The 16,002-nt window shown below is 53.4% G+C and carries 12 protein-coding genes; 1 reads left to right on the top strand and 11 read right to left on the bottom strand.

Annotated features, from left to right (window positions below):
• Positions 1-11: 11 nt before the first annotated feature.
• The 8 genes from GCU45_RS31175 to GCU45_RS31140 form a co-directional block, all read right to left on the bottom strand.
• Complete coding sequence (locus GCU45_RS31175) at positions 12-1,013, bottom strand: zinc-dependent alcohol dehydrogenase (protein ID WP_152403822.1); 1,002 nt, start codon at positions 1,011-1,013, stop codon at positions 12-14.
• Positions 1,014-1,031: 18 nt separating this feature from the next.
• Entirely contained in the window at positions 1,032-3,296 is a 2,265-nt protein-coding gene (locus tag GCU45_RS31170) for a helix-turn-helix transcriptional regulator (RefSeq protein ID WP_152403820.1), read from the bottom strand.
• 43 nt (positions 3,297-3,339) lie between these two features.
• Complete coding sequence (locus tag GCU45_RS31165; RefSeq protein ID WP_076166805.1) at positions 3,340-4,203, bottom strand: carbohydrate ABC transporter permease; 864 nt, start codon at positions 4,201-4,203, stop codon at positions 3,340-3,342.
• Positions 4,197-5,126: an ABC transporter permease gene (locus tag GCU45_RS31160; RefSeq protein ID WP_152403818.1), complete on the bottom strand. Its 930-nt coding sequence runs from the start codon at positions 5,124-5,126 to the stop codon at positions 4,197-4,199. The genes GCU45_RS31165 and GCU45_RS31160 overlap by 7 nt, the downstream gene beginning before the upstream one ends.
• Before the next feature lie 22 nt (positions 5,127-5,148).
• On the bottom strand, positions 5,149-6,771 hold the full coding sequence (locus tag GCU45_RS31155) for an extracellular solute-binding protein (protein ID WP_152403816.1): 1,623 nt from the start codon (positions 6,769-6,771) through the stop codon (positions 5,149-5,151).
• 263 nt (positions 6,772-7,034) lie between these two features.
• Positions 7,035-8,123, bottom strand: a complete 1,089-nt coding sequence (locus GCU45_RS31150; RefSeq protein WP_152403814.1) for a dihydrodipicolinate synthase family protein — start codon at positions 8,121-8,123, stop codon at positions 7,035-7,037.
• A 1-nt stretch (position 8,124) separates the two neighbouring features.
• Positions 8,125-9,141: an NAD-dependent epimerase/dehydratase family protein gene (locus tag GCU45_RS31145; RefSeq protein WP_152403812.1), complete on the bottom strand. Its 1,017-nt coding sequence runs from the start codon at positions 9,139-9,141 to the stop codon at positions 8,125-8,127.
• A gap of 165 nt (positions 9,142-9,306) precedes the next feature.
• Positions 9,307-10,224, bottom strand: a complete 918-nt coding sequence (locus tag GCU45_RS31140; RefSeq protein WP_152403810.1) for an alpha/beta hydrolase — start codon at positions 10,222-10,224, stop codon at positions 9,307-9,309.
• A gap of 169 nt (positions 10,225-10,393) precedes the next feature.
• Between GCU45_RS31140 and GCU45_RS31135 the strand changes: the two genes are divergently transcribed.
• Positions 10,394-10,939: a TetR/AcrR family transcriptional regulator gene (locus GCU45_RS31135; RefSeq protein ID WP_152403808.1), complete on the top strand. Its 546-nt coding sequence runs from the start codon at positions 10,394-10,396 to the stop codon at positions 10,937-10,939.
• 132 nt (positions 10,940-11,071) lie between these two features.
• On the opposite strand, the gene GCU45_RS31130 is transcribed toward GCU45_RS31135, so the two are convergent.
• The 3 genes from GCU45_RS31130 to GCU45_RS31120 are packed head-to-tail and all read right to left on the bottom strand — an operon-like array spanning position 11,072 to position 15,999.
• Complete coding sequence (locus tag GCU45_RS31130; protein WP_244364749.1) at positions 11,072-12,457, bottom strand: hypothetical protein; 1,386 nt, start codon at positions 12,455-12,457, stop codon at positions 11,072-11,074.
• Positions 12,458-12,481: 24 nt separating this feature from the next.
• Positions 12,482-14,683 (bottom strand): DEAD/DEAH box helicase, encoded by a 2,202-nt coding sequence (locus GCU45_RS31125; RefSeq protein WP_152403806.1) that lies wholly within the window; start codon positions 14,681-14,683, stop codon positions 12,482-12,484.
• Complete coding sequence (locus GCU45_RS31120) at positions 14,680-15,999, bottom strand: ATP-binding protein (RefSeq protein WP_152403804.1); 1,320 nt, start codon at positions 15,997-15,999, stop codon at positions 14,680-14,682. Before GCU45_RS31120 ends, GCU45_RS31125 begins: the two co-directional genes overlap by 4 nt.
• Positions 16,000-16,002: the final 3 nt, after the last annotated feature.

The raw sequence follows: 16,002 nt of genomic DNA, 5'->3' as shown, positions 1-16,002 counted from the left end.
CACATCCTCCTTCAGGATTCGTATTCGAGAATCGTTCCCAGACAATCCGTAGGATTCAAATAGTTGGCGTAAGCCGCTTCCGCTTCACCTAGCGGGTAGCGGTGCGATATGAGCGGCAGTACCGATATTCGTCCTTCTGCGAGGAGGCGGACGTATTCCGCAACGTTTCTGCCCTCGGTCCACCGCACATAACCAATCGGATAATCACGGTTATCCTTCTCATATCCGCTGTCATATCTGCCGGGCCCGCCGGCCCTGGAGATGAGCACCTGCGCCTCCTTGCCGAACATCTGACCACGGGAAAACGTAGTGGTCAAGTCGCCGACAACCACGATATTGCCGCGGTCGCGAATCCAGGTGAGCGACCGGTTGATCAGCTCCTCCCCCGGCCCCCCTGCGCACAAGATGACGCTGTCCGCCCCATGGCCGTCCGTGAGGATCTGCAGCTGCTCCTCAAGCTGTTCATGCCGGTTATACGCGTGACGGATTCCTTGTTCCTGCAGCATCAGTACGCGCTGCGCGTTCAAATCGAGCGCTGCGACGCGAACTGCAGCCGCTGAAGCGATTTGGGCAATGATCTGGCCCAGAATGCCAAGTCCCACGACCACCGCCGACTCCCCGAACCGCAGATCCGCCGTCCGCAGGGCATGAATGGCTATCGCCCCAAGGCCCGCAAAAGCGGCTTCCTCCGGCAGGACGTGGTCCGGTACCGCGGCCACTAAATTGGACGGAACCGTGAGACGTTCCGCATGCCGGACATAGGGGGCTCCATAACATGCCACCCTTTGACCGGGCAGCAGGCCGTTCACGCCTTCGCCGATTTCCTCGACGATGCCGGCCGCGCTGTACCCGAGCAGGGACGGATGATCGCCTCCCTTTTTCAGAAAAGACAGCTCCGTACCGGGACTAATGGCTGAATATTCGGTCCGGATCCGGACATGCCCCCTCTCCAGAGGCGGGTCTTCCGTATCCGTGACTACAATGCTTCCTCGTAATGCGGCAACGGCTTTCATGACGATAGTTCGCTCCTTCTACCCCTCCCCCGCCATTTTCCGGTATTCGCTGGGGGAGATGCCGTAGTATTTTTTGAACGTCGTGGTAAAGGTTGACGCGTTCATGTACCCCGTCTTTTCCCCGATTTCCGATATGTTGTAATCGGTGTTCTTCAGAAATTCGCGGGCGTGCGCCAGCCGCACCTTGTTCAGGTATTCGACGTAGTTGATGCCGAACGTTTTTTTGAAATAATTCGAAAAGTATTTCGGGCTCGTATCCAGCACCTCCGCCATATGGTCGAGGTACAGGTTGTTCATATAATGAAGCTCGATGTACTGCGAAATAAAGGCAGGATTCAGCTTGCTTTTCGGCTCGCCGCCGCGGCTGCCGGCAACCCGCTTCACCACTTCCAGGAGCGCCTCCGTGATTTCGCGGTGATCAAATGCCTGCTCAACCCGCCGTATGAACCGGGACTCCAGCTGCATCAGTTCCTGATCGCCTTCCGCCGTAGCTTTGGCCGGCTTGATCAGATAGAGGAACATGCTTTTGGCCACATGGGCCAGATGATAATGATGAATGTTCCGGCCTGCATTTTCGTGAATAATGTCCGTCACGATTTGGATGCTCTCCTCAGTCAGTCCGGCCGTCAGGCAGCGGGCCAAATGATCCATTTTCTCCAGTGGAAAATAAACGTCACCCACATACTGTACCGCCGCAGTATCGATCACGGTCTGCGCCTCATCCTGTACGTTCCGGTAGAGCATCCCGTTCAAGATGTCCTGATAAGCGGACAGAAGGTTCGGGACATGAGCCTCATAATCCTTGCTGACAAAGGAACGGAGCACATACCCAGGCAGCACATCGCGGTTCGCTTCCTGAATGAAGGCAGCCCAGCCGGATATCACCGTCTGCCGGTCGCCGCCCTGCGGTATGCCCAGCAGGATAAGAAACTGCATCTCCCGCTGGTGAAACACTGCCGTATAGCCCGCACCCGCCATGCTGCCAAGTTCCTTGCGCAGCAGCTCAGTCATCTGCCGGGGCTCCATCGCGGGATGAGAACGATCCCCCTTCTGGGAAAGCCTCAACTCAAGGGATGCCATCACAAAGCTGCGGTCCCGGAAGAAAAACGGCTCATATTTCAGCACATCCCGCGCGATGTCGCTGGAGCGTTGGCTTTCCAGCACCCGGAAGAACGCGTTCCTGCACATATCAGCCTCGGCTCTCTCCATCCGCTGCCTTAGCGCTTCGTTCTCGCGCTGGACTTTGACGATGCCGCTGTAGATTTTCCGAAAGTCATTCCCTTTGACGCGGCCCTCTCCGAACAGCTGAAGAATGCCTTTGACCGGCAGGTACAGATAGACGCTGAGCAGCCCGGACAGCAGCACCGCGCTCACAATGGCGATCACCATAATGATCCGGCTGCCGCTGGCCACGGTATCGATATTCTGGAATTGATAAGGCATCTTATCAATGTAAATGAAATCGTTGTAATCCGACTGGTACACATGATACTCGAAGTCACCGCGGGTCAGCGAGTCTTCCTGGGACTGGTTAAAATAGACGTCGTTCAGCACTTCGACCAGGTCCCAGTTTTTTTCCGTGCTGAGCACGATTTTCCGGTCGCCGTCCAGCACGATCATGGACGCTCCCGGAATCATGGAGGACATGTTCACATGCTGCAGCAGCTTTTCCGCATTGATCAGGATAATCACGTTTTTATCCGACAGCTTGTATTTGTTGCCGTCCATGACGGCGATGAGCTGCCGGCTTTGCGTTTTAGACCCTTCCGTCTGCATCATGTAATCGGAAGAAGGAAATACCGTAAACGGACGTTTGGATTTGGAAAAGCTGCGCCAGTACGAGGCATTGTACGTATCGTGCCTATACTTGTTCTGGAAGAGCAGCTTCATGTCGCTCGTTCCATTAGCCGTAATGGCCAGATCCTGGTTGTCGTAAAAAACGATGACATCTTCGATATAATCGACAGAAGAAATCAGCGATGCCAGATTATCCTGCAAATTATAGACCTGTGCCATATCCATACGGCCGTCGTCTCCGGATTTGACCGGATCAAACGGCAGTCCGTGGATCGTAAAAATCAGATTGTTGACCGTCGTAAAGCTGCTGTCGAACGCCTGGATGATATTTTTAACGACGAGCCGATTGTTTTGCGTAACTTTGTCATAGATGCCGGAAATGGATTTTTTGTAAACGACATAGCTTGATGCAGACATGATCATGATGACTAACAGCAGAGAGCAGAAGATTTGCAGTAGTCCCCGGTTTGCAAGCAGCCGATTCATTGGCGTCACCTCTCATGATGACAACTATTCCACATCCGTCCGCTTAACCCTTCTCGGAACCTAACATGACTCCTTTGGCAAAATACTTTTGGGCAAAAGGATAGATCAGCAGCACCGGAATCATCGACAGCACGATCGTGGCGTTCTTGACCGCCTGCGGTGCGAGGGCCGCCCGGTCCACAAGTCCGGCATCATTTTCGCTGTTAAAAATGAGCATATCGCGCAGGACCACCTGAAGCGGATACATCTCCTTGTCGTTCAAATAAATGAGCGGAAGGAAAAAGCTGTTCCAGTGGCCCATGAAAAAGAACAGGCCGATGGATGCCAGCGCCGGCTTGGAAAGCGGGATGACGATACTGAACAGAATCCGCGTCTCCGATGCGCCGTCGATGAGGGCCGCCTCACGGATCTGTGACGACATGTTTTCATAGAAGCTCTTCAGAATGATCAGCTCCATCGTCCAGATCGCGTTCGGCAGCACAAGCGACCAGACCGTATCCGTCAGCCCCAGCTTTTGAACGACGATGTACGTGGGGATAATGCCGGGGTTCAGGAACATCGTGACAATGATCCCCAGCATGAACACCCTCCGCCCGAAGAAATTGGGCTGGGACAGCGGATACGCAGCCACCGCCGTAAACAGCAGATTGATGAAGGTACCCAAAGCCGTATAGTAAATGGAATTCAGATAAGCTCTGGGAATCGTGTTGTTGCTCAGCACTTCTTTGTAGGCATCGAGATTAAAGCCTTTGGGAAACAGGAATACCTTGCCCTGAATGACCGAAGCCGTGTCGCTGAACGAAATGACCGTGATGTAGAGCACCGGATAGAGCGTCGCAATCGCGATGCAGGCCAGGATCAGGGCGTTGACGATGCTGAAGACCGATATTTTGCGTTCTCCTACCATAGCCCTTTCCCTCCGATCTTCCGGCTGATTGCATTTGCGCCAAGGAGCATCGTCATGGCCACCAGCGCTTCAAACATGCCGACCGCGGCGGCATAGCTGTAATTGGATTCGAGCAGTCCTTTCCGGTACACATATGTCGAGAAGACGTCGGCCACGTTGTAGGTCATCGGATTGTACAGCAGCAGCACCTTTTCGTAGCCGATTCGGATCATCGAGCCTGTTTTCAGGATGAACATAATGAGCATCGTCGGCATGAGACCGGGAATCGTAATGTGCCGGATCATGTGAAACCGGGATGCGCCGTCAACACGGGCCGCTTCATACAGCGTCGGATTGATTCCCGCAATCGCGGCCAGGTAGATGATCGACTCATAGCCGATCGTGCCCCAGATCTCGGAGATCACATAGATCGGACGGAACCAGCCGGGATCTACGAGAAAGTACTTTTTCTCAAAGCCGAACGCAGAAAGCAGCTGGTTGAGCAGACCGTTCGTCGGCGACAGGAAGTCGATGATCATGCTGCTGATAATGACGACTGACAAAAACGCCGGCAGGTAACTGAGCGTTTGCACCGATTTTTTAAACCACTTGGTCCGGACCTCGTTCAGCAGGATCGCCAGCAGAATCGGAAACGGGAAGCCGAAGATCAGCGTGTAAAATCCAAGCAGCAATGTATTGCGGAACAGCATCCAAAAGTCCTGATTGCTGAAAAATTTAACAAAATGCTTCAGGCCGACCCAATCGCTGCCCATCACGCCGGAGAACACGCTGTAGTCCTTAAAAGCAATAATCAAGCCGTACAGGGGACCGTAGCGAAAAATGATATAAAAGAGAATACACGGGATAAAGAGCAGCAGCAGTTCACGGTCCCGCCGGATGTGCTTCAGCGTTTCGGTCAAACGTCCCTTGTTCGGTTTCTTCATAAGTCTTCAAATCCTCATTGATTTATTTCGCCGCGTCGTAACGTTTTTGGGCATCGTTATAAATTTTCATCAGGTCGTCCAGGCCCTGCTTGGCGATTTGCTTCTTGAAATTTTCGAACTGTGCGTCGCCGTAAGATTTATCCAGAATATATTTGGCGTTGAATTCCTCCGCCGCTTTCTGAAGCGATGTTTGCAGCTCCGCCATCGTGGAAATTTCGTCATCGGTGAAGTTCAGGATCGGATCCATCGGTTCTCTCTTGTCATCTTTCATGATTTTGTCCTGGGCTTCCTGTTCTTTTTCGGAGAACTTATAGTACACGCTGCGTTTATCCGGTCTGAGGTATGCTCCTTCCAGCCACATGCCGTAGCGGTCTTCCAGCACGCCGATATCGACGAGCGGGAGATCCTTGAGCTCCGGATACACCGGACGGCCGTCCTGCCCCCATTCGAAGTTGACACCCTCCACACCAACGGTCATCAGCTCGCCGCCCGAAGGACTGGTGAGGTAATCGAGCAGTTTAAGCGCCGCTTCCTTGTTCTTGTTGTTGGCGACCGCAATGCTAAAGTCGGAGACTTTCGGAAGGGTTCTGACATGGCCCGTTGGGCCGACCGGATTGGCGTATCTTAAATCATAATCCGGATTTTTGTCCTTCACCTGGTTGTAGAACAAGTCGAGTCTGCCGATCCAATCCCAGGTGACAAACGATTTGTCGGTCGTCATCTTCGTCGTCCAGGAATCCTGCGTATCCGTCAGAAACTCGGGATCCATCAGCCCTTCGTTGTACAGCTTTTTCATAAAATCAAGCATATCCTTGTGCTCCGGCTGAACCGTCGCATATTTCCACGTTCCGTCCTTTTCGTCGTAATACGCCGGATAGTTGTCGCCATTACCGATGCCCCATCCGAAGGACCAATCTCTGAAGATGTTGGCCAGACCTTTGGAAGCATAAGGATAAGAATCCGGGTAAATTTCCTTCAGCTTCTTCAGAGCCTGGTAGAATTCTTCTGTATTTGTCCATTCCTTGATGCCGTTCTTGTCAAAAATGTCTTTCCGGTACAGGAAGCCATGATTGACATCCCGGTTAAGGTCGTAGATGGGCCACGTATAAATGTTGCCTTTTTCGTCGCCAAACGATTTAATGACCCAATTGTTTTCCTTCAAATACAATTTGGAGAAGTTCGGCAGCATGTCGGCATATTCGTTGATCGCGACTACGCCTTTTTGCTGGCCGATTTTTTTCAGTTCAGCCGGCTTCAGCCCGATGAAAATGTCCGGAAGTTTGCCGGAGGCCACCACAACCTTCAATTTGTCCTGATACGTTTGCGGGGAATACGTTTGGAACTCGACCTTGATCCCCGTACGCTTCTCCAGCTCCTGGACAATCAGCTTGTCGTCGCCGATTTTGGCCGAGTTGCTCGACAACATAAATTTAATCGTCGTCGGCTTATCAACCAGCGGCAGCTTTAATCCGCCTGTGTCGCCATACTGCTCGGTGCTGCTTCCGGCTCCGGCGCCTCCGGTTGGTGCAGGTTCCGCTGACGGTGCAGCTCCTTCATTGGAAGTTTTGCTTCCACCGCTGCAAGCGCTGAGTACGAAGATGAGCATCGTGACTGCCGCAACCATATTGATCCACTTCTTTGCCATACTCTTTCCTCCTTCATGTTTTGGGGCTCATCTTGGGGGTGTTACGATTTTCGGTGTTCGTGATTCACCGGTAATCCCATCATAAAAACGCTTCCACCTGCGGTAAACAGCGTGATTTCCTTGAGATTGGAATTTACCGAACCATGAGCACCGAAATGGCTAAAAATGCTGCTGCATCAAGCTTTTGAGCGGTGTGGAAAATGCTAAATCGGTAGAAATATATCAAATTCTCCGCTTTCGGGATGTCAGGTTTTTATCATTTTCTACGCGTGACTGGATTTCGTTTCCAGCCACTTATTCAGTTGCTCGCGGACAAAATCGTCGTCGTTCAAATGGGGATAATCCCGATAAATCCGGTCGATTTCTTCCGTCTGCCCAGGAGAAAGCGTCTCTTCCGGATTCAGGCACCAGATCCCTCGCATCAGCCCCTGCCTCCGCAGCACTTCGTGAATGCCCGGAATGCAACCGGCGAATTGGTGGGCCGGATCGAAAAACGCTGCATTGGTGTCGGTCACCTCCACATTCCGTCTCAGCCATTCTTCCGAAATGGCGCCTCCGCCGCGAACCCGCTTGATTTCCTCCAGCAGCTCTACGGCTTTCCGCGTCCATACCGCCCAATGGCCAAGCAGTCCGCCGACAACCTTCTTCTCCACGAGCTCACCATCCACCCGGAACCGGTAAGTCGTGAGTAGATCAACAATGATGTTGTCGTCATTGCCTGTGTACAGGGCGATTTCGTCGCGGCGGCTGGAATAACAGACAGCCCGGGCAACATCGAGGGTTTGATACCGGTTGAACGGCGCCATCTTGATGGCGACGACGTTGGGGATTTCGGCGAATTCCCGCCAGAAGTCGAAGCTGAACATTCGTCCGCCCACGGAGGGTTGGAGATAGAAACCGATGAGGGGTATCCTTTGAGCCACTTCCCGTGTGCGCTGCAGCAGCTCTTCCTCGCTCCAATTCGCTAGTCCTCCCATGCTGAGCAGACCTGCATCATAGCCGAGCTTCCGCGCGGTTTCCGCCTCTCTGAGCGCTTGGGCGGTCGGACCGCATATGCCAGCCACTAAAATGAAGGGACGCTGCAGCTGTGCGCGCTGGACTTCCTCGGCCGCCATCCGAAGGACAGGCTCGAACAAATCGACGCCGGGGTCCCGGATTTCAAACTGGGTGGAATGGACGCCTACGGCGATTCCTCCTGCGCCTGAATCTATATAGTAACGCGTCAATGCCCGCTGATGCCGCTCATCCAGCTTCCGGTTTTCATCCAGTGCCAGCGGGTGGGCCGGGATGACCAGGCCGTCGTGCAGCGCTGCGATTTGCTCTGCGGTTAGCGAATGCTCCGGATTTTTCATATCAGAACTTCCCCTTTCTTTCCTGAAAATGCGTAGGTTTGCTCCATGTCGCCCCACCCTGCCGAACCCAGTCCGCGATCCAGTCGATCATTTGCAGGAGGGATACCCGCGGATAGCCGAACAGCTGATGGGACTTCGACGCGTTGCTGAGCAGCGCAGTATCCGCCTCCGTCCCCGTAAACACCACTTCTTTGCCTAAACGGCGCGCCAACTCTTCCGCCGCCCAGCGGATCGACATCGTTTCCGGTCCCGTCACGTTGATGATCTGCGGCGGGTTGGCGCATTGGGTCAGGCAGCGCAGCGCCATTTCGTTCGCATCCCCCTGCCAAATGACATTGGCGTAGCCCATCGTCACATCGACCGGCCTTCCTTCGTTGACGGACTTCGCCAGCTCCAACAACACGCCGTACCGCATGTCGATCGCATAGTTCAGCCGGTAAATCGCCATCGGCGTACCATTCTGATGTGAGAAATAATCGAAGATCCGCTCCCTGCCGAGGCAGGACTGCGCATATTCTCCGACCGGTTCCGGTGGAGTATGCTCACTGGCTCCACCGCTGGCGACCGGGGTGAAGGGATACACGTTGCCGGAAGAAAACACAACGATCCTGGAATCGCGGTATTTCTCGGCGACCCTGCCGGGCAAATAGCTGTTCATCGCCCATGTAAAATACTCCCTTCCCGTCGTTCCGAATTTATGTCCGGCCATGAAAATGACGTTCGGCACGTCGGGCAGCTGCTGGAGTTCCTGATCATTCAGCAAATCGCACGAAATCGTAGTCACCCCGGCATCCTCCAGTTCCTTGCGCGTCTCTTCATTCGAGAAGCGCGATACCCCGATGACCTTCTTGTTCATGCCCCCCATTCGTATCGCATTCGCGGCCAGTCTGGCCAGACTCGGACCCATTTTGCCGCCAACGCCAAGCACGAGAATATCCCCTTCGACAGACATGAGGTCGGCAATGAGCGCTTCGGACGGCTGGGCCAGCCGTGCTTCCAATTCAGCTACATTTTTCATCCTTGTTCTTCCTCCCATTCAATCGTTTTCCACTTCATCATAAAGACTCGGCCTATATAAAGACAAATCTTTTAATCGTCTTTAAATTAGCGGGATTTTGGCGCAAAAAAAAGCGATACAGGTTCATTGCCTGCACCGCTAAGGTTCTGAATATTTAGCTGCTTGCTAAAGATTTTCTTTATAGAAGGCACCTAATTTTTCAACGGCTTTATTCACTGGCTCTGGTCTGTCGTACAGGTCATAGTGGCTTGCCCCTTCAATAACGAACAAATCCTTTTTCTCTGAAGCTGCTCGGTTATAAAGCTCGTGGCCATCCTTATATGATCCAAACGCTCCTTGTACACCACCGACAATGATTTGCAAAGGTTGAGTCAGTAAAGTTTCTGCCAAATGGAAAGCATCAAAGGCAATGATTGAATCAACACTGGTGAATTTCAATTTGTTTGGAGCGTTAGGGCTCTGACCTCTTGGTGTTCTATAGTAATCAACCGCTTGTACAAGATCCAGTTCAGTCATTCCCGCTTCTTCTCTTTCAGCATGACTGTTAGGAATCCATTGAATAACCAGAGGCTCGGCTCCACGTGCTTCAGCCGTACGTTGCAGGGCAACCTGCTCTAACATGTTGATTGGATCGTTTTCACGATATCCTCGACCTATATTCGCAACGGAAACTGCACCTACAGCTTTGATGCGGCGTTCTGTCATCGAAGCATTTACAGCATATCCGCCTCCTGCACAAATACCTAACACGCCAATACGATCTTCATCGACATAATCCAGAGTCGTTAAGTAATCAACCGCAGACCGGATATCCTCAACACGTGAAGCCGGGTGTTCAGCATAACGAGGCTCGCCATCGCTTTCTCCTTGATAGGATGCATCGAATACAATCGTTACGTAACCTAGCTCAGCAAGTTTCTCCGCATAAATGCCCGCCGTTTGTTCTTTACAGCTGCTGCCCGGATGAACGCAAACTATAGCTGGATTTTGTTTTTTGTCTCCAGCAAGTTCAGGTACATTTAAAATCGCGGCTATTTGTAGCCCATGTGCATAAAATTTCACGTTCCTTTTGGTGACTGTCACAGTTAAAACCACCTTTATTCATATATAATATACACTTGTGCGTATTAATCGCCTCGTGTATATTTACTTTAAAATAAGGGGTCTGGTGATTCAATGACCACATCGCGCAATATGCGTGTTAATACACAAGTTGTTTTCATTGTGTACAATCATCAAGGAGGACTGCTGCATGGTTAAAACAGATCGAAGAATTTTAAAGTCTCGGCAAGCGATTCAATCGACTTTTTTGCAAATGTTACTTCAGGAAGGGTTTGATGAGATTACGGTTAAAAAACTTACGGAAAAAGCTGATATTGGCCGAAAAACATTCTACCTGCATTATACTGATAAATATGATCTGTTAGACAAGATTGTGGACGACCATATAGCACAATTGCGAGAAATATGTGATCAAAAAAAAGACAAGGGGCTTATCGAAGGTTCGATACTATGGTTTTCTTATTTTGAGCAGCATAAATCATTTTTTGCAGCATTGTTTAAAAGTGAAGGTGCCTCAACATTTCGCAAAAAGCTATTGTCTTTTACTATGGCGGAGATCGACAAAAAGCTTAATGAGGATTCGCTTCCGATTATTGATAAGCAAATTTTTTTGAAGTTTTTAGGAACGGCAACCATGGGAGTATTGGAAGCCTATGTATTAGGAGAATTAGATAGTGATATTGAAGCTGTAGCAACGCAAGTTGTGCAGCTGTATAAAACGCAATTAACAGGCTAACAGGATCCTTCATATCGTCAAATACGCTGCCTTGGCATCCCCAAACGAAAAAGGAGAATCTTCTTTAAAAGATTCCCCGCAGGTAAACATCATTTTCAGTTCTCGTGTTCGTTAGGCATTCAATCTTCAAATTCAATCAGGCACGTCTCCTGCTTCAGACGAAGTCCTGTCCAAACAGGTAAACCTGAATATTTGCCGCGGCCGCCCGCGCGGCACCTTCTCCATGCCGGCAATTGCCACCAGCCCATGATCGATCCACTGCAGCAGCAGCCGATGCGCGCTTCGTACCGTAATGCCGAGCAATGACGCCAGCTCATGGACCTTATAATCGGTTTGGCCGTACTTGGCCCGGTTATGAAGCAGCCGGCTCAAATACGCGCTGGTCATGCCGGCATCCACCGCATGCTTCATCAGCTCCGCATCGGTGAAAGACAGCACCTCCCGGACCGGATCGGCCATCTCGAGCGGTCCGATCAGCGTCTCGTCCTCCCTGACGATAAAACAGGCATTCCCTCCTGCCTCCTTCGCCTTCCGCATTGCGGTTCGGGCATGGGTGCCGGCCAGACTGGCCGAACGGCCGAAGCCGATCCCGATGCTCAGCGAAATGCCGTGCGTCGTATTGACATCCTTGGCCAGCGGAATCGTCTTGTATCCGCCGCTTTCGCGTTCGAAGATGCCCCGCGTCGTAAAGAAAAGGTATTCGTCCCCGCCCTGGTGGGCCAGAAATCCGTCCAGCGATTCCACATAGTCGAGCACCATGCGGTGGATGTCCAGCTTCAGCTTCTGGACCTCATGCTCATTGCTCCGCTGCATGGCTACGCGTTCGAAATGGTCGACGTTGATCATCCCGACGACGATTTGGGACTCTTTGCTGCGCCGGGTCTCCGTTGACAGAAGCGCCCGCTCGAGCGCGACGACGATGTCTTGATCGGAGGGAAGCAGCCACTCGGAAGGGATGCCCCTTTCCTCCAAGCGCTGAGCCACTGCCTGCTGTCCTGTAAAAACGATGGAGCATCCGCCGGACTCAAATCCGGCTTGATGGAATGCAATCAGCTTATCCGGCGACGCATATACCGGACCGTCATACACGTTCCACCGTTCATCCGTCATCCCTAAATCTCTGCAGGCTCTGCGAACCATCGTTTCGGTGAGCGTATCCACCGAGATTCCCCGGTCAAGCAGGCCGCGCTGATGCGCCGCAAACAGCGCCTTATAGAGGCCCGCATCGGTTAACGGTACGTAATGGGCTGGAACGGTTACCCGTGGGTTTTCCTTGACCTTCCTGTGAGACAACGGGTCGGACAGGAGCAGCACCTCCGTCTCACTGGCTAACCGTTCCGCCAGCATTGACGCCTCCGCCGCATCCTCAAATACCCGGGGAACGGCTTCAAAAGAAGGAAACGTCTCGATCACGCGCAGGATCTGTTCAACCAAACGTTTAGGCCCGATGATCCCGATCGGGATTTGATGAGCGGCCTGCAGACGTTGATAAAAATGATTCTCCTGGTTAGCTGGCAATTCTTGTCCCCCCGTTCGTATCCATTAGGAAGAAAACTCCGCTGGCTCTCCTAATATTCCCTCTCTCAGCCCTTTGAGGTCCAGCCCATCGACGACGAACGCGCGGCGAACCAGATCCGGAGCGACAAATTCATCGTACTTGCCGAGGTACGGGGCTTCTTCCGGAGCAAGGAGCTGTTCTTCGCCGCACCGGGAACATTCGGCCGCGATCTCCTGGATCAGCGTCCCGGCATCGCTGTTACCGGCGACGACCATATAGTAGGGCTCCATCGGCACGATGGATCTCAGGGAGAGGCGATCCGCCAAGTGGTGCTTCAGCATCCGTTCCAATGTGCGGAACTGCTTGCTGCCGACCCACGGCAGCACAAAGAGCGAATCGCCGCCGGCCGGAATGACGATATCGCGGAGCAGTCCGCCTTCTCTAGCCAGGCGCCGGGCTCGTTCCAAACGATTCACCGCCTGTGGCGACAAGTACGGATAAATCGCAGAATCGGCAAGCACTTCTCTCATTTTCCGCATCACTTTCGTGTGAACGTCGCCGCCCGATCCAAGCCACAGTGTGTCCACTTTGCCTTTGGCCGCCTTCACATACACGGCTTTGTGCTTGGTGTCCACCTCCACCACTTTCCACAGCTTCCCGGCCAAGGAGAAGCAATAACCGGGCGGCGGTACCGTCGTGATGGAGCCGATTTCCTCGGAGCCGTTATACACGACGTGATCCTCGTCATCCTTAAACACCGCATAAAAACGGTAGTTATTCACGATCTTCTCCCCCGTCAGCCCGATGATGAGGGTCTGTTCCTCGGTCCACTGGATGTGGTCGGTCTGGATCAGGTAGCTGAGAAACTCTTTGAACTCATCAGGTGTCACATGTTTAAACGAAGGAAGCGTAAGGACCGCACGCGCCAATTCGGCGGGTTCGGATTCCCCTATGCTCTTCAGCATGCTCATTGTCTGGTGGTACAGCGTCCCGACAGGCATCCGGCGGATATCATGAGGCTCCACCCATTTATAGCGCACATAGAGTTCAATGACCGCGATGGCTCGAAGCAGGGTCCAGGGCATTCTGGCCGGAAGCGGTGCTTCTTCATCCTCTTCCTCCTGTACGACAAACAGCATTTCCGAAGCGGAGTCGCCCCTGCGTCCGGACCGGCCAAGCCGCTGGACGAAGCTGGATGCGCTGTACGGCGCGCCGAGCTGTACCACCCGCTCCAGCTCTCCCAGATCTATGCCCAGCTCCAGCGTCAGCGTTGCCGCCGCCACGGCCGGACCCGGCCCGATCTTCAGCGCGCTTTCGGCTTCCTCCCGCAGCATGGCTGAAATGCTGCCGTGATGCACATAAAAGACGTCCGGCTGGCTGCGTTTGGCCGCGACCCTGCGCATTTCCAGCGTCGTCAGCTCGGCATCGGACCGGCTGTTCGTAAAAATCAGCGCTTTCTTCAGGTGCGTCGTCTCGTAAATATACTCGTAGTACGCTTTGCGTGCGTTTTGCAGCTGCTCCGCCTGCTCCTCGTCCCGAGCATCGGGAAACGAAAAATGGTCGACCCGAAGCCGCAGCTTGCGGCCGCCCGGCGATGTGACCACGGATACTTGCTCGGGACTGCCCGCACCGAGCCAGGCGGTTGCGGAATCGTAGTCGCTCAAAGTGGCGGACAAGCCCACTCGTCTAGGACGGCAGCCCGCCATCCGCTCTAACCTGGTGATCTGGCTCAGCACTTGAATCCCCCGGTCTGCGCCCATAAACGCATGAACCTCATCAATAATGATGTATCTGAGGTCCTGAAATAGCGCCGGGATCGCATTCGGACGGTTCATCAGCAGCCCCTCCAGCGACTCGGGGGTAATTTGCAGAATGCCCGAAGGATTTCGCATCAGCTTCGTTTTCTCCGCCTGAGATACGTCGCCGTGCCAGTGCCATACCGGGATCCGCGATTCGATCAGCAGGTCCTTCATCCGCTCAAACTGGTCGTTAATGAGCGCCTTGAGTGGTCCAATGTACAAAATCCCCACAGATTTCGCCGGCCGCTCGTGCAGTTCGGACATGGCTGGAAAGAAGGCAGCCTCTGTCTTGCCGGAAGCCGTACCCGCCGCGATCAGCAGATGATTGCGCGTATCGAAGCAGATGTTGAGCGCTTCGACCTGTGCCGGACGAAGCGTCTCCCACCTTTTTTTGTAAATATACTCCTGAATGAAAGGGGCCAGCTTGTAAAACGGATTGTCGCTCATAGCTCGAACTCCGCCAAAAAGTCGCTGACTTCGTCCGGATCGGCATCCGCCGGCTTCACGCTGCGCTCCCCGACCAGCTGCTCAAAGGTAATTCCCGGATTCTGATGCAGGGTATGAAGCAGATCCATATAATCGCGGATCACTTCGCGCGGGGTCAGCAGCTGATCCGCTCCGAGCCGGCCGGCCGCATTTTCCATAAACGTAATAATTTCGCCGCTGCCTACTGCAGGCTCATATCCATAATGCATGGCATGAATCCGCGTCAGCTTTTCCAGCAGGATGAAAATTTCTTCACTCGACAGCATCTCCAGCTTAATGATCGGTCCGGAGTAATTGGCGAAGCCGCTTCCCGCATACCGGCCTTCGATCAGGCGGGAGCGCAGCGCTTCGTAGCTGAAGAGTCCCCTGCGCTCATCTTCCACAAACTGGGGCGTTCCCCCGATAAAGATGCCGAGATGCTCGGCTTTCCCCTGCATCGTATCATTGAACATCGTCAGCAGCTTCTCATAGTTGCTCTGCCGGGAAACGCTGTTCGTAATTTTGTACAAATTGACCGCTTCGTCGATGAAGAGCAGCAGTCCTTTATATCCGATTTTTGCCGTAAACTCAGCCCACAGCTTCATGTAATCGTACCAGTTGTCGTCATCGATGATCACGCCCACCTCAAGCTCGCGCCGCGCTTCCGTCTTCGTCGGGATTTCACCGCGAAGCCAGCGCAGTGCCGCCTGCTTACGGTCGTCGTCCCCCAGCTTATAACCGTTCCAGTAGACGGACAGTACCTTGGCGAAATCAAACCCGTGCACCAGGCTCTGCATCTGCGAAGTCACCGTGAAAATCCGCTGCTCCACCTCTTCATGGAGTCCAGCGTCATTCGGACGGAGTCCCTTCTCCTGCATCGCGGACTGCTGCAGGCCGGCGATCCACTTCTGGAGGATCGCTTCCAAAGCTCCCCCGTCCGGCCGCGTGCGGGTAGATAAATGGGTCATCAGCTCGCGGTACGTGGCCAATCCCTGGCCCTTCGTCCCAACCAGCCGCCGTTCCGGAGACAAATCGGCATCCGCCACGACAAAGTCGCGGTCCATGGCATAATTGCGGAATGTCTGGAGCAGAAAGCTTTTTCCGCTGCCGTAACGGCCGGTAATAAATTTGAAGCCCGCTCCTCCTTCGGCGATGTTGTCCATATCCCTTAATATGGCGTCCACTTCGGCCCGGCGTCCCACGGCGACATGCTCCAGCCCTACGCGGGGCACGACACCCGCCGTCAATGAATTCACGAGCGCCGTGGTCAGCCTCTTGGATATCTTCACTTCATTCATTCG

It is taken from the genome of Paenibacillus cellulositrophicus (assembly GCF_009363095.1).
GTDB classification, from domain to species: Bacteria; Bacillota; Bacilli; order Paenibacillales; family Paenibacillaceae; genus Paenibacillus_AQ; species Paenibacillus_AQ favisporus.
The sequence above is the reverse complement of the archived record's forward strand: the minus strand, read 5'-3'. Positions and strand labels throughout refer to the sequence as shown.

Excerpts from the sequence above, each read along its gene's own strand:
- GCU45_RS31150 (WP_152403814.1), bottom strand. The coding sequence starts at position 8,123 with ATGAAAAATCCGGAGCATTCGCTAACCGCAGAGCAAATCGCAGCGCTG.
- GCU45_RS31145 (WP_152403812.1), bottom strand. The coding sequence starts at position 9,141 with ATGAAAAATGTAGCTGAATTGGAAGCACGGCTGGCCCAGCCGTCCGAA.
- GCU45_RS31175 (WP_152403822.1), bottom strand. The coding sequence starts at position 1,013 with ATGAAAGCCGTTGCCGCATTACGAGGAAGCATTGTAGTCACGGATACG.
- GCU45_RS31160 (WP_152403818.1), bottom strand. The coding sequence starts at position 5,126 with ATGAAGAAACCGAACAAGGGACGTTTGACCGAAACGCTGAAGCACATC.
- GCU45_RS31170 (WP_152403820.1), bottom strand. The coding sequence starts at position 3,296 with ATGAATCGGCTGCTTGCAAACCGGGGACTACTGCAAATCTTCTGCTCT.
- GCU45_RS31155 (WP_152403816.1), bottom strand. The coding sequence starts at position 6,771 with ATGGCAAAGAAGTGGATCAATATGGTTGCGGCAGTCACGATGCTCATC.
- GCU45_RS31120 (WP_152403804.1), bottom strand. The coding sequence starts at position 15,999 with ATGAATGAAGTGAAGATATCCAAGAGGCTGACCACGGCGCTCGTGAAT.
- GCU45_RS31135 (WP_152403808.1), top strand. The coding sequence starts at position 10,394 with ATGGTTAAAACAGATCGAAGAATTTTAAAGTCTCGGCAAGCGATTCAA.
- GCU45_RS31165 (WP_076166805.1), bottom strand. The coding sequence starts at position 4,203 with ATGGTAGGAGAACGCAAAATATCGGTCTTCAGCATCGTCAACGCCCTG.
- GCU45_RS31125 (WP_152403806.1), bottom strand. The coding sequence starts at position 14,683 with ATGAGCGACAATCCGTTTTACAAGCTGGCCCCTTTCATTCAGGAGTAT.